The sequence below is a fragment of the Flavobacterium flevense genome (assembly GCF_900142775.1).
Lineage (GTDB): Bacteria > Bacteroidota > Bacteroidia > Flavobacteriales > Flavobacteriaceae > Flavobacterium > Flavobacterium flevense.
This window is the reverse complement of record NZ_FRCC01000009.1, coordinates 39,259-53,626: the sequence shown is the minus strand read 5'-3', so window position 1 is coordinate 53,626 and position 14,368 is coordinate 39,259. Positions and strand designations below refer to the sequence as shown.

10 protein-coding genes are annotated in these 14,368 nt (G+C 33.6%); 7 read left to right on the top strand and 3 right to left on the bottom strand.

The genetic code is table 11. The annotated features are described in order from the left end of the window. Positions 1-45 precede the first annotated feature (45 nt). Positions 46-1,659, bottom strand: coding sequence for an alkaline phosphatase PafA (gene pafA, locus BUB89_RS14445; RefSeq protein ID WP_073246232.1), 1,614 nt, complete (start codon positions 1,657-1,659; stop codon positions 46-48). Positions 1,660-1,880: 221 nt separating this feature from the next. Here pafA and BUB89_RS14440 point away from each other — a divergent pair, with 221 nt between their 5' ends. The 4 genes from BUB89_RS14440 (at position 1,881) to BUB89_RS14425 (ending at position 8,797) form a co-directional block, all read left to right on the top strand. After that, the gene (locus tag BUB89_RS14440; protein WP_073246230.1) at positions 1,881-3,251 is read left to right on the top strand and encodes an alpha/beta hydrolase family protein; all 1,371 of its coding nucleotides are present in this window, start codon (positions 1,881-1,883) and stop codon (positions 3,249-3,251) included. A gap of 291 nt (positions 3,252-3,542) precedes the next feature. Then, positions 3,543-5,780 carry a TonB-dependent siderophore receptor gene (locus tag BUB89_RS14435; protein WP_073246228.1) on the top strand — a complete coding sequence of 746 codons (2,238 nt, stop codon included), beginning with the start codon at positions 3,543-3,545 and terminating at the stop codon, positions 5,778-5,780. Between the two features lie 106 nt (positions 5,781-5,886). Beyond that, the gene (locus BUB89_RS14430) at positions 5,887-6,774 is read left to right on the top strand and encodes a dienelactone hydrolase family protein (RefSeq protein WP_073246226.1); all 888 of its coding nucleotides are present in this window, start codon (positions 5,887-5,889) and stop codon (positions 6,772-6,774) included. 763 nt (positions 6,775-7,537) lie between these two features. Next, positions 7,538-8,797, top strand: coding sequence for an RsmB/NOP family class I SAM-dependent RNA methyltransferase (locus tag BUB89_RS14425; RefSeq protein ID WP_073246224.1), 1,260 nt, complete (start codon positions 7,538-7,540; stop codon positions 8,795-8,797). A 106-nt stretch (positions 8,798-8,903) separates the two neighbouring features. Here BUB89_RS14425 and rho read toward each other — a convergent pair whose 3' ends face one another. Continuing rightward, a complete protein-coding gene (gene rho / locus BUB89_RS14420) occupies positions 8,904-10,664 on the bottom strand; it encodes a transcription termination factor Rho (protein WP_073246222.1) in 1,761 nt (586 codons plus the stop codon). A 185-nt stretch (positions 10,665-10,849) separates the two neighbouring features. Between rho and BUB89_RS14415 the strand changes: the two genes are divergently transcribed. The 3 genes from BUB89_RS14415 (at position 10,850) to BUB89_RS14405 (ending at position 13,744) form a co-directional block, all read left to right on the top strand. After that, positions 10,850-11,263, top strand: coding sequence for a DUF4293 domain-containing protein (locus BUB89_RS14415; RefSeq protein ID WP_073246221.1), 414 nt, complete (start codon positions 10,850-10,852; stop codon positions 11,261-11,263). A 103-nt stretch (positions 11,264-11,366) separates the two neighbouring features. Continuing rightward, positions 11,367-12,029, top strand: coding sequence for a response regulator (locus tag BUB89_RS14410; RefSeq protein WP_073246219.1), 663 nt, complete (start codon positions 11,367-11,369; stop codon positions 12,027-12,029). A 17-nt stretch (positions 12,030-12,046) separates the two neighbouring features. Beyond that, the gene (locus tag BUB89_RS14405) at positions 12,047-13,744 is read left to right on the top strand and encodes a tetratricopeptide repeat-containing sensor histidine kinase (RefSeq protein WP_073246217.1); all 1,698 of its coding nucleotides are present in this window, start codon (positions 12,047-12,049) and stop codon (positions 13,742-13,744) included. Here BUB89_RS14405 and BUB89_RS14400 read toward each other — a convergent pair whose 3' ends face one another. Further along, positions 13,745-14,242 carry a metallophosphoesterase family protein gene (locus tag BUB89_RS14400; RefSeq protein WP_073246215.1) on the bottom strand — a complete coding sequence of 166 codons (498 nt, stop codon included), beginning with the start codon at positions 14,240-14,242 and terminating at the stop codon, positions 13,745-13,747. Between the last annotated feature and the right edge of the window lie 126 nt (positions 14,243-14,368).

Below are 14,368 nucleotides of genomic sequence, written 5' to 3'. Positions count from 1 at the left end.
AGCATAAAAAAAGGGGACTTCAAAAATCCCCTTTTTTTATATCTCTTAGTTTCCTAAAACCTCTGTCAGCACATGCGCTTCAGTACCATTAGGAAAATCAATTTTAATCTTCTGAGCAATTGTTGGCGCTATCTGAGTAATTACTTTTTTATCAAAAGACTCTCCTTTCTTGATATTCCAACCATAAAACAGCAAAGGTACATGTGTATCATAGCTATAAGGAGTTCCATGAGAAGTACCTGTTCCTTCATGTTCAATGTAACCCGGTTTATCTAAAATAACCAAATCCCCATTCTGTTTTGGGTCATAACCTTTAGTAATATAAGTTAAAAAATGATCCGCAGTTGTTCCTGCCAGAATTTCTTCTTCAGTATATACACGTTTTACCTGTGGCATTTTCATTAAAAAATCTTTAAAAGCTGCTTTCACTTTATCTAATGAAAGCCCTTTTTCCTGAATTTGTTTCTGATCGAAAAACAGATTAAAATTAGAGTAATTCAAAACCAAATCAGTTCCAAATGTAGCTTTAGAGAATTCCCGCAATTGAGTAGACAACTTTTTATAATCTACCGCATTTACAGCATACTTATTATCTTTTAAGAAATTCACGTTTTCGGCTGCTGCATGGTCGGAAGTCAAAAACAACAAATAATTATCCTTACCCACTTTTTTATCTAAATAAGACAGGAAATCAGCAATAGTTTCGTCTAATCGTAAATAAGTATCCTGAACTTCTCTGGAGCGAGGTCCTGTTAAATGCCCAATATAATCGGTTGATGAAAAACTAACGGCTAAAAAATCAGTTTCATTATCCATCCCTAAATTTTCACTAACAATTGATTCTTTAGCAAAATCAGCGACTATATCGTTTCCAAAAGGAGTAGTTTTAATCACCTTTGCTCCTTTTTCAGCATACATTTTCTTTAGATCATAAGGAAAAACCGGTTTTTTGCTTCCATATAAAAGTCCTTCATACGGATTATCATCTGCTAAACTTTTGCTGTAAACGGATTCCTGTTTCAGTAAAGTCCAATCTTTATTTAAATAACTTTCATACTTTTTCTTTGCATTGAATTCAGAAACCCAATTTGGCAATTGTTTTCCATAAAAAGTACTGGAAATAAAATTCCCGGAATCACTCAGCCAAAAAGCCCAGTTAGCAAAATGTCCCGCAGGAAGTATTGCTCCACGATCTTTAACACTGATACCAATAACTTTTCCTTTAAAATTAGTCGCCATTCTTAATTCATCCGTTACGGTTGTGCTTTCTAAATTAAGTGGAGACATTTTACCTTCATCTGAATCTCCGGTTCCTAAAATTGTAACCGAAGCATCATCTGTACAATATCTTGATTTCCCGATGGATTTATCAAACCAGGTATTCCCAACAATCCCATGTATTGCCGGAGTTGTTCCGGTATAAATCGACGCATGACCGGGTCCGGTATAAGTAGGCATGTAATTATAATGCGTATTATGAAAAACATAACCTTCATTCATTAATCTCTTAAAACCATTAGTCGAAAAATCATCAGAGAAGCGATAGAGGTATTCCATCTTCATCTGGTCAACAACAATACCTACTACCAGTTTGGGTCTTTGCTGTGCATGGCCATTAAACATTGCCATTGAGGCAAAAAGTAAAAATATTTTTTTCATGATAAAAATTAGATAAAAAACAAAAATACAAATTAAAACACGAGCTAATATTATCAAATGGTTACGGAAATCACTAACAGAAGAAAAAAGAACACAAAAAATACGCTTCAATATCAGTTCAAATATAATCTCTCTTATGTAAATCAAATTTTAAAAAGTTATTTTTGTGTTTATAAAATAACAATCTCTCTAAGATTGAAATCTTTCGAAACACGCATATAATGAAATACCATCCGTCACTATTTTTTATAATTCTATTTAGCATCCTTATAAACTTTAGTTCCTGTGCCGCAACCGGTAAATGGAAAAGCAAGACTACAGCTACTACTATTGAATATAAAGCAACCGAATCCCAAAACCCGATAAAAGATTATGCCGGTAATTATGTAACAGTGGTTTATTTAAAAAATCTTGCTTTTAAAAAAATTGGACAAAACAGTATTAAAAAAGATGTGAAGTGGTTACTTTCACAGGGATATCGTGTAATAGAACTTGATTATAAAAAAAATAAAAATGCAAAAGCTTTAAAAATAAACGAAGACATTATTGCTATAAATGACTCTATTTCGGCAGGAAGTTTTTGTAATCTCAACAACTGCTCACAATATAAATCTTATGTATTATTTGAAGGTTATCGTATAGCCAGAGATGTCAGCTATTTTATCGACGATCCATCTGTTTACAACACACCCGAACAATACATTGTGGGGGATTCATTGCATATGGATATTATTTATCCCGCTAATGCAAAAGTAAAAGTGCCTGCTGTTTTATCATTTTCTTACAGTAACAGCTATGCAAATTACGATCAGGAGAAAGGAAAATTAACCGATGCTTACAAAGATCAACGAATAAATCTGGCCTACACCTTTGCCGGATTCAATGATTCTTTTCTTGAAGGAGCACCTGCTCATGGAATGGCATGGGCCATTGCAGATCATCCTAAATATTGTCCTTGGGGAAAAGGAAAGCCTGCTAACGGTCCTAATGACGCTTATAAATCATATCAAACTAATCCTGATGCGGCTCAAAAAGTAAAATCGGCTATTAGAACTTTACGGGCTTTTAATACTATGATGGGACTTTCGGATAAAATAGGCGTTTTCGGTTTTTCAAGAGGTTCTACAGCAGGTTCTATGGCCATTGGCGACAAAAAAGTAACGGATTTAGAAAATGCCGGATTTAATATTGGTATTTCCGATGCTGTACAAGCCGCAGCTCTGGGACCCGGCGTTTTTGATTACACGCTCATCTATGATAAATCTAATGACGGAGATAAAAATATGGAACTCAGATGTCCCTGGGTTTGGGGAGCTTTAGACCAAAACCGAGAATTATGGGAATCTATGGGATCTTATTCTTTGGTTGAAACAGCTGCCACTGCTCCTACGCTGTTTTTTTACAATACTGATGATGATCTTTATTATCAGGATCAAATTGGGCATCTTAAAAACAAACTGGATAATTTAAATGTTCCAACGGCTACCTTAGTCAATTACGGAAAAGGACATGCCATTCCGGAAACAGCAGCTTCGTTAAATACACTTTACAGTTTCTTTAAAAAACACCTCAATTCACCCAAAATAGACTGATGGAGAGATTATGCCTTATAAAATTAGAAAAAGACTTTAAAAAGTAAAACTGAAAAACCTCCTAAAAACCAAAACACACATAAACACAAACACCTGTTTTACAGACTCATAAAAACCCTGAAAAATGTTTTTATGAGACTTTTTTTTCAGCTGCAAACCTACTGTTAAAAAAAACCAAACAACTTCTGACTATTTTGTTAATTATTATTTTAATTTATTCCAAATAACCCATTGTAAAACCAATTTTAGCTTATACATTTGCACCGTTATTTTAAATAAATCCAAATAATAATGAAAAGTATATTATTGCCTGCAATAGCACTATTATTTTCCCTATCAGCTCAAGCTCAGGAAATGGCTTCAGCACAGGAACATAAAAGTTTAACATCAATTTCTTCCTCTCCATTTGACACTATCAAAAACAAAAAAGGAGAAATATTAAATGAGATTATAGTAACCGGAAACAAACCGCAAAAACCGGTTTCGGCAGCAAGATCAGGAATTAAACCAATGGACTTACCACAAAGTGTTCAGGTTATAGGCAATGAAATCATCACACAACAACAGGCTATTCGTTTAAGTGATGTAATTAAAAATGCTAATGGTGTCTATGTAGGTTCGGCACGTGGTGGAGCTCAGGAATCTTTTTGGTCAAGAGGTTATGATATGGGAGCCAATAATATGTTTAAAAATGGTTTTCGTTATAATGCCGGTTCTATTCCGGAGGTTTCTTCGTTAGAAAAAGTCGAATTCTTAAAAGGAGGTTCTGCCTTATTATATGGTAATGTTGCTCCTGGAGGAATTTTAAATTTAGTGACTAAAACCCCTCAATTTACCAGAGGCGGAGAAATCGCTATGCAAGCGGGAAGCTATGATTTCTACAAGCCTTCAATTGATTTTTATGGTCCAATAAATAAGTATATTGCTTATCGCTTTAACGGATCTTATGAAAACTCAAAAAGTTTTAGAGATTATGTAAAAAACGACCGTATCTATTTTAACCCTTCCTTTTTATTTAATATCTCTGAAAAAACACATCTTACCGTGCAGGGAGATTACTTAAGTGCCGATTGGACTCCTGATTTTGGTACCGGAATTATTGGAGAAACCGTTTTAGATCTTCCGCGTAATATTTACTTTGGAGCATTATGGTCAACCGGAAATACTAAATCAGCCAGTGCCTCGATCTTATTCAACCATGATTTCAATAAAAACTGGAAATTAAGTTTCAACAGTTCTTTTCAATCATACAGAAGAACACAAAAATCTACAGCTCAGATGAATGGTGTCACTTCTAGTGGCGATTGGAAACGTGGATTAACTCAAGCGGATGCAGCCGAAAGAATTTTTGGAGACCAATTAAGCTTACAAGGAACTTTTAATACAGGAAACATCAAACACCAAATATTTACCGGTGTTGATTATGAAAATTCGATTGCACCAAGCTATACTTTTGCTTTCGCTTTAGCAGATTATGGTACAATTAATCTTTTTGATTATGATTACAGCACTCAAAGTACAGAAATTCCTTTCTCTCAGTCTACACAACTAGCAACTACTAATACACAGCGTTTTGGAGCTTATGCACAGGATTTAATTTCAATTACTGATTATATTAAAGTTTTGGGAGGTATTCGTTGGTCTTGGCAAGAAGCTGAAGTAGATACCGAAGTTTATGCTACCGGGGTTACAACAACAAGTGCTAAAACATTAAACAGAGCTTACTCTCCAAAAGGAGGATTGGTTATTCAACCCAACAAGGAAACATCAATATTTGCGAGTTATTCGAACTCATTTACCCCAAATACAGGAACAACAGTTGACCTAAAAACACTGGATCCTTCCATTATTGACCAATATGAAGTAGGTATCAAAAAAGATTTCTGGAGAGGAATTTTAAGTACAAATGTTACTTTGTACCAAATAACCAACAATAACTTAGCTCAAACAGCTCAATTTCAAGCTGACGGAGTAACACTGAACGTAAACAATAATTTAAAAGAATTAGTAGGAGCTACAAAAGGAAAAGGTATCGAAATTGACATCACTGCTAAACCTGTTGAAGGATTAAACATCCTGGCCGGTTATAGTTTTAACGAAACCAAAATTTCTAAATCTTCAGGTACCAACGGAAGTCTTGTAGTAGGAGATATTTTAGCCAGAACACCAAAACACACTGCCAATTTAAGCTTTTTCTACAAACTACCTAGCGGTGTGTTAAAAGGATTAAGTTTTGGAGCTATCGCAAATTATATTGGAGACAGAACCGGAGGTTGGAATGACCGCTATGTATGGAAAGCAAATAGCTCCTCACCTACCGGATATGATGTTACAATCGAAGACAGAGACATTCCATTAAAAGGTTACGCCACAGTCGATGCTTCTGTAGGTTATGAATGGAAAAAAATCTCCCTTTTATGCAAATTATCAAATATTACTAACGAGTTGAACTACACTGTACACGAAAATTATAGTGTAAATCCAATCGCTCCTCGTCAAATAATGGCTAGTTTAAAATACAAATTATAAAACCTTGTCGGTTATTTTTCTAAAAGCTCCTTAATGGAGCTTTTTTTTGTTTTAAATCAATCAAAATAAATTATATTTAAGCTATTCTAAATCAACCCTATCTGAAATGAAAAAAATAACCAAAGAAGACATCAGTCAGGAAATTTTTGACTTATACGATGATTATGCTCACAACAAAATTGAAAGAAGACAGTTTATCGAAAAACTCTCTGTTTTTGCTGTTGGCGCACTTACACTTCCCTCTTTATTGAGTTTTATAACTCCGGACTATGTAAATTCAATAACGATTAAGGCTGATGATCCCAGAATTGATTCGGATTACATTTTTTATGATTCGCCAAAAGGCGGAGGAAAAATCAAAGGTTTACTTTCTAAACCGGCTAAAACAAACAAAAAATTACCCGGAGTAATCGTGGTTCATGAGAACCGTGGTTTAAATCCCTATATCGAAGATGTGGGACGCCATACTGCTGTTGATAGTTTTATAAGTTTAGCACCTGATGCCTTAACTCCGTTAGGCGGTTATCCCGGTAATGATGATGAAGGTAGAGAAATGCAGAAAAAAAGAGACCGATATGAAATGCTTGAAGATTTTATAGCCGCTTATTATTATCTCAAAAGTCATCCGGACTGTGATGGAAACATCGGAGTGGTGGGATTTTGTTTTGGCGGATGGATTGCTAATTTAATGGCTGTTAAAGTTCCCACATTAAAAGCTGCAGTTCCATTTTATGGAGGACAACCTACTGCCGCTGAAGCAGCACAAATTAAAACTCCTTTGCTTTTACAATATGCCGGCTTAGATACCAGAGTAAACGAAGGATGGCCGGCATTTGAAGCTATTTTAAATCAAAACAAAGTTCCTAATACTGCTTACATTTATCCTAATGTCAATCACGGATTTCATAATAATACCACTCCACGTTATGATGAAAAAGCAGCAACATTAGCATGGGCAAGAACCATTGATTTTTTCAAAGAAAATTTAAAATAAAATACGCTTACTTTTTACCGCAAATTCGCAAATTATTTAAGAATAAGGGTTCTGTACAATTTGCGCATTTGAGGTAATTTTTTAATTCTCCCAATCTACCGGGATTAATCTGCTAATTTGAAATAATAAACGGTATTAATTTAATTAGCATGGACAAGAACCATTGATTTTTTCAAAGAAAATTTAAAATAAAATACGCTTACTTTTTACCGCAAATTCGCAAATTATTTAAGAATAAGGGTTCTGTACAATTTGCAAATTTGCGGTATTTTTTTAATTCTCCCAATCTATCGGGATTAATCTGCTAATTTGAAATAATAAACGGTATTAATTTAATTAGCATGGACAAGAACCATTGATTTTTTCAAAGAAAATTTAAAATAAAATACGCTTACTTTTTACCGCAAATTCGCAAATTATTTAAGAATAAGGGTTCTGTACAATTTGCGAATTTGTGGTAATTTTTTAATTTTCTCAATCTATCGGGATTAATCTGTTAATTTGAAATAATAAACGGTAATAATCTAATTAGCATGGACAAGAACCATTGATTTTTTCAAAGAAAATTTAAAATAAAATACGCTTACTTTTTACCGCAAATTCGCAAATTATTTAAGAATAAGGGTTCTGTACAATTTGCGAATTTGCGGTATTTTTTTAATTTTCCCAATCTATCGGGATTAATCTGCTAATTTGAAATAATAAACGGTATTAATTTAATTTCAAATCATTTAATAGTACCTTTGCAGCTCAAATAATTAAAATGAGATTACACAGAAACTTAGTATACACTACTATCGATTCTCTAAATGCTATCTTTAATGAAGGAGAATATGCCGATAAAGTAGTAGCAAGAGCATTAAAAAAAGACAAGCGTTGGGGAAGTTCTGACAGGAAATTTGTCGCTGAAACTATTTACGAAATTGTTCGTTGGAAAAGATTATATTCTGAAATTGCCGAAGTAAAAGAACCTTATGACAGAGATAATCTCTGGAGGATGTTTGCTGTCTGGGCAGTATTAAGAGGCTACCCAATTCCTGATTGGCGTCAGCTTGAAGGAACTCCGGAGAGAAAAATAAAAGGTCGTTTTGATGAATTGTCTAAAACCAGAGCCATCAAAGAATCTATTCCGGACTGGATGGACGAACTGGGTGCTAAGGAATTAGGCGAAAAAGTATGGGCTAAAGAAATTGCAGCTCAAAACCAACCTGCCAAAGTTATCCTGAGAACCAATACCCTAAAAACGACTAAAGAAGCTCTAAGAGCTATTTTGATGGATTTAGATATCGAAACCGAATATCTAAAAGACCAACCAGATGCTTTAGTACTAAAAGAACGTGCTAATGTTTTTATGACAGATGCTTTCAAACAAGGTTTTTTTGAAGTTCAGGACGCTAATTCACAATTAGTTGCCGCTTTTCTGGATGTAAAACCGGGAATGCGCGTGGTAGATACTTGTGCCGGTGCCGGTGGAAAAACATTACACATGGCAGCCTTAATGGAAAATAAAGGCCAATTAATTGCAATGGATTTATACGAAAGTAAATTAAAGCAATTAAAATTAAGAGCTAAACGTGACGGTGCATTCAACATAGAATACCGAATTATAGACACTACAAAAGTGATCAAAAAACTGCATGAAAAAGCAGATCGCGTATTGATTGATGCTCCTTGTAGCGGTTTAGGTGTTTTAAAAAGAAATCCGGATGCTAAGTGGAAATTAAAACCTGAGTTTATTGATAATATTCGAAAAGTACAATCGGAAGTATTAGAAAGTTATTCTAAAATAGTAAAACCAGGCGGAAAATTAGTGTATGCCACCTGTTCGATTCTTCCTTCGGAAAATCAGGAGCAAGTACAACGCTTTTTAACTACTGATATTGGAAAACAATTTACTTTTATAAAAGACCATAAAATCCTGGCTTCAGAATCCGGTTTTGACGGATTTTATATGGCTTTGTTAGAACGTAAAGAAAATCCAGTAAAAGAGAAAAAAGAAGTCAGAGAAAAGAAAACAGAATAAAGAATATAGATCTTAGATTATTCATAATTCAAAAAAAATCCTCGCATACACGAGGATTTTTTTTATCTGTTTTCTAGCTTCTTTATTCTATATTCTTTTCTCTAAGTTAGTCATTCATAGAAATCAAAAACTCTTCGTTATTTCTGGTTTTTCTAAAACGGTCATTGATAAATTCCATTGCTTCCACAGGATTCATGTCAGAAAGGTATTTTCTCATGATCCACATTCTTTGTAAGGTATCTTTATCTAATAATAAATCATCACGACGTGTACTTGATGAAGTCAAATCGATTGCAGGGAAGATACGTTTATTGGCAATTTTTCTGTCTAATTGCAATTCCATATTACCGGTTCCTTTGAATTCTTCGAAGATTACCTCATCCATTTTAGAACCTGTTTCAGTTAAAGCTGTTGCAATAATACTTAAAGAACCTCCTTTTTCAACATTTCGGGCAGCTCCAAAGAAACGTTTTGGTTTTTGTAATGCATTCGCATCAACACCTCCACTCAATACCTTTCCTGATGCAGGCTGTACGGTATTGTAAGCTCGGGCTAAACGTGTTATAGAGTCTAAAAGAATCACTACATCATGACCGCATTCTACTAAACGTTTTGATTTTTCCAAAACAATATTCGCGATTTTAACATGCTCCTGTGGTTCTCTGTCAAAAGTAGAAGCAATTACTTCTCCCCTTACAGAACGTTGCATATCAGTTACCTCTTCCGGACGTTCGTCAATCAATAAAACAATAAGATAAACTTCCGGATGATTAGCAGCAATAGCATTGGCTATTTCTTTCAACAACATGGTTTTACCTGTTTTTGGCTGCGCTACAATCATACCACGCTGTCCTTTACCTATTGGTGAAAACAAATCAATAATACGAGTAGAAATCGAACTGTCTCTTTCGGCTAATTTGAATTTTTCTGATGGAAAAACAGGCGTTAAATGTTCAAATGAAATTCGGTCTCTCACCACTTGTGGATCATGTCCGTTAATTTTTAGCACACGAACTAAAGGAAAGAATTTCTCTCCTTCTTTAGGAGGTCTTACCACCCCTTTTACAGTATCTCCGGTTTTTAAACCAAAAAGTCTGATTTGTGAAGTTGATAAATAAATATCATCCGGAGAAGCCAGGTAATTATAATCGGAAGAACGTAAAAAACCATAACCATCAGGCATCATTTCCAGAACGCCTTCGCTTTCTATAATACCGTCAAATTCAAAATCAGAGTCTCTAAAATTATTTTTTTTGTTTTTAAAATTAGGATTTTGATTCTGGTTTTGGTTCGAATTCTGATTCGGATTCTGTTTGTTTTGATTGGGATTTATTTTCTTTTGAGGAGCCGGAGTTACAGTATCATTCGAAACTTCCTCTGACTTTGTTTCAGTTTCAGCTTCTTTTACCGGTTCCTGATTTTCTTTATCCTTTTTTAAAGCTATTTTCTTTTCGTAAGTTGCTTTATTAAACTTTACAGTTTTCGCTTTTTCAGCAACAGTCTCTTGTTTTGTACCTTCTTTTTGTTCTTTTACAACTTCTTTTTCGTCAGTTGCAACAGGCAAATCAGGTTGAGCAGACTGGCTTTCCTTATTTTCATCTTCATTTCTGGCAGCTGCATTGGCTTTATTTTTTACAATTGCCGGCTTTTTTGCAGGAGCAATACGTTGCCTTTTAGGTTTATCATCAGTATCAGCTATAGCGGGATTTTCTTCCACTGCAGTTGTTGCTAAAGAGTTTTGAAAATCCAAAATACTTGTGATTAAGGCATCCTTTTTTACACCGTTGTATTTTATCGTTTTAGCAGCTTTAGCTATTTGTTGAAGCTCAGAAAGCTTCATTTCCTTTAATGCCGAAATATCAAACATGAATGTTCTATGAATTTAATTAAATGGGGAATCTTGAAAAAAGATTGGGTGTGTTTTTTTTATTATGAATTCACCGCAGTATGAAGTGCTTACGGTATTGTATTGCAATAATACGAATAAAATTTTATCATACAATAGTATTTTATAAAAAGAAAAATATATTTTTGTACAACAATATTGAGATAATGATACAAAGAATCCAAACCATATATTTACTTATCGCTTTTGTAATTACAGGTGTTTTGCCTTTTATTTTTCCATTATGGACACTTAATGACGGTAAATCATTTTTATTTATGCAAAACCAGTTATATGTAATTTTATTCGGATTAAGCACAACACTCTCAGTATTAAGTATTTTATCCTATAAAAAAAGACAAAATCAATTTGTTATCGGCAGATTGAATATCATATTAAATTTGATTTTATTAGGATTGTTTTTATATCATTCATTAAATTTATCTGGAGAAGCCCCTGAGGTTTCTGAGAAAGGTATTGGGATGTTTCTGCCTATTTTTGCTATCGTAGCATTAGTTTTAGCTAATAAAGCGATCAAAAAGGATGAAGATCTTGTAAAATCTGTGGATCGATTGAGGTAAACCTATAAATTTTAATTTATTAGTGCGAAGGAAACCCGAATTTTACATTCGGGTTTTTTTGTGATCTTTTTTTTATACATTTGAAAATATTAGAAATCATTTTATGGAAACCCCTATACGAATTCATATTGCCGACGACCATCAGGTATTAATTGTGGGCATGCGTACACTGTTAAATGCCATCCCCAACTTCCAGGTAATAGGGTATTCTTTAAAAGGAACGACTCTTTATGAAGAAGTCAGCAACAACGCTACTGATATATTAATTTTAGACATCAGTATGCCTGAAAAAGACGGTATAGAAGTGCTAAAAGAATTTTCAAAAAAAGGATTTCCCTGTAAAGTGATTGTACTGTCAACCTATGATGATATAAAAATAATACAGGAAGTTATGAAATTAGGTGCCAGTGGCTATCTGACTAAACAATGTGCCGGAGAAAACATTGTGGAAGCCATTGAAGTTGTAAGTAATAATGAAGAATATTTTTGCAGCCGGGTACGGGAAATCATTTTTTCTTCGGCTACTAAAAACAATTCCAAACTCAATAAAAGCAAACTCAACCCTGATTATCAACTCACATCAAGAGAAATTGAAATTATTACATTAATTGCTTTAGAGTTTAGCGGAAAAGAAATTTCAGATCAATTATTCATTAGTGCCAACACTGTGGAAACACACCGAAAAAATATCATGAAAAAACTTCAGGCCAAAAACACTATTAGCTTAGTCAAATTTGCTCTGAAAAATAATTTAATAAAATCTTAGATTTCAATTTTACCGGCATGCACTATACACGTCTCTACTATTTGTTGTTTGCACTATTTATTAGTATTACTGACTTGTTGTATGCCCAAACTAAAAATTCGTTACATACTGAAACCACTGCTTTAACTCAGGAAGCAACCCGATTAATGAGAGCCGAGAATTATGAAAAATCATTAATTCTTTCCCGCAATGCTTTAAGCCTGGCAATTTCATTAAAAGACGACAACCTGATTGCCTTGTCTTATAATACCATTGCAGCTAATTTTGATCAGTTAGCAGAATATGAAAAAGCATTGTTTTATTATAAAAAAGGACTTATTCATGCTAATAAAACAGATAACAACCATCTAAAAAACTGGTTAAACAACAACTTAGGCAACATTTATTGTTTTGACAAAAAAGAATATGCTAAAGGAATTTACTATTATAAAAAATCGCTTGAATACAGCATTAAATCTGCTGACTCTTCCGAAATTATTTTAACAAAGCTGAATATCACCTGGGCTTATTTTGACATCAATAAATTTAGTTTAGGATTTCCCTATCTCAACTATGTCAATAAACACCATAAAAAACATGGAGATGAAACAACCATAGTAGCATTAAAAATGTTAAACGGCATGTATTATTCCCATTTAAACAACGCCCAAAAAGCTACTTTTTATTTTGACCAGGCTATCAAACTGGGAGAAGAAGGAAATGAAAAATCAGACTTATCCTTTGCCTATCAGGAATATTCTAAATTTTTATTTAAAACAGGACATTTTAAAAAAGCCTACGAATATCTTAAGGCTTACAATGAACTTACTGCGAAAATTAACAACGAAGACAAATTAAAAAAACTGAACGTTGCCGGTATCAATCTGGAAATTGATGAATACAGAAGAGAAATTGACAACATCAAAACAGAATACAAAACACAGCACCAAATTTTACTGGAAAAACAATCCAAAAATAAGTTGTACAGTATCACTATTATCTCAATACTGCTTTTGATTATTGTTTTCTCTTATTTGTATTTTCAAAACAACAAATTAAAACAAAAAAACAAGCTTAAAAATATTGAAAGTAAGATTCAGGAAAATATTATCACAGCTTCCATAAACGGACAAGAAATTGAACGAAAAAAAATTGCCGCATTCCTGCATGACAACATTAGTGCTTTACTTTCATCGGCTGCTTTACATCTGAGTGTGTTTTCTACAAAAAACAAAAATAACTCCGAAGAAATAACAAAAACTAAAGCAATCCTGATTCAGGCACATTATAAAATACGCGACTTATCACACCAGCTTTTACCATCGTTATTAGCGCGTTTTGGATTATTTTTTGCTCTGAATGATTTATGTGAAATGAATTCAAACTCTACTATTCATTTTGAATATTCCAGTAGTGTTTCTAATGAAACCCGCTACAATGAGGATTACGAAATGAGAATGTATTTTATAATTAGTGAATTATTAAACAACATTATTAAACACAGTGAAGCCAATAAGGCAAAACTAAGTTTAAAAGAAATAAATTCGCAATTGCGTATTGTGGTAAGCGATAATGGAAAAGGCTTTGAAATCAATCAATACCAAACCATTGAAGGTTTTGGACTTAACCAGATTAAGGCCAGAATAAACACCATGAATGGAAAATTTAAAATCATTTCAAAACCAAAAGAAGGAACCCGAATTGAGATTACTGTTCCTATTGAATATGCGAAATAATCAGCCTCTTTTTCCGAGTTCAATAATTTCCAAATCTTTAATTTTATCTCCCTCAATCACAAAGCGCAACATCGTACGAACCTGATGGAATCCACTTTTCCCGCAAGCACCGGGATTCATATGTAAAAGATTATGTTTTTTATCAAACATTACTTTTAAAATATGTGAATGTCCGCAGATGAATAATTGAGGAGGATTCGTTGCTATTTCAACTTTTATATTCGGGTTGTATTTTCCCGGATATCCGCCAATATGTGTTATCCATACTGAAACCTCTTCACACATAAACCTGTTGTGCAACGGAAATTCCAAGCGCGCCTGAGCATCATCAATATTACCGTAAACAGCACGCAAAGGTTTTATTTTTTTCAAAGTATCCGTTACTTTCAGATCACCAATATCTCCGGCATGCCAAACCTCATCCGCTTGATTTACATATTTCAAAATAGCATCATCAATATGGCTGTGGGTATCAGAAAGCAAAAGGATTTTTTTCATTTTTTTATAACCTGAGATTTTAGTATGCTAAGATACTAAGTTTTCCAGAGCTTCAAAATTGGTTATTCAACTACAGAGTCTTTGTTTAAAAAAGTTGTACACCAATTGCCACTAATTCTAATTAAA

Excerpts from the sequence above, each read along its gene's own strand:
- pafA (WP_073246232.1), bottom strand. The coding sequence starts at position 1,659 with ATGAAAAAAATATTTTTACTTTTTGCCTCAATGGCAATGTTTAATGGC.
- BUB89_RS14440 (WP_073246230.1), top strand. The coding sequence starts at position 1,881 with ATGAAATACCATCCGTCACTATTTTTTATAATTCTATTTAGCATCCTT.
- BUB89_RS14435 (WP_073246228.1), top strand. The coding sequence starts at position 3,543 with ATGAAAAGTATATTATTGCCTGCAATAGCACTATTATTTTCCCTATCA.
- BUB89_RS14430 (WP_073246226.1), top strand. The coding sequence starts at position 5,887 with ATGAAAAAAATAACCAAAGAAGACATCAGTCAGGAAATTTTTGACTTA.
- BUB89_RS14425 (WP_073246224.1), top strand. The coding sequence starts at position 7,538 with ATGAGATTACACAGAAACTTAGTATACACTACTATCGATTCTCTAAAT.
- rho (WP_073246222.1), bottom strand. The coding sequence starts at position 10,664 with ATGTTTGATATTTCGGCATTAAAGGAAATGAAGCTTTCTGAGCTTCAA.
- BUB89_RS14415 (WP_073246221.1), top strand. The coding sequence starts at position 10,850 with ATGATACAAAGAATCCAAACCATATATTTACTTATCGCTTTTGTAATT.
- BUB89_RS14410 (WP_073246219.1), top strand. The coding sequence starts at position 11,367 with ATGGAAACCCCTATACGAATTCATATTGCCGACGACCATCAGGTATTA.
- BUB89_RS14405 (WP_073246217.1), top strand. The coding sequence starts at position 12,047 with ATGCACTATACACGTCTCTACTATTTGTTGTTTGCACTATTTATTAGT.
- BUB89_RS14400 (WP_073246215.1), bottom strand. The coding sequence starts at position 14,242 with ATGAAAAAAATCCTTTTGCTTTCTGATACCCACAGCCATATTGATGAT.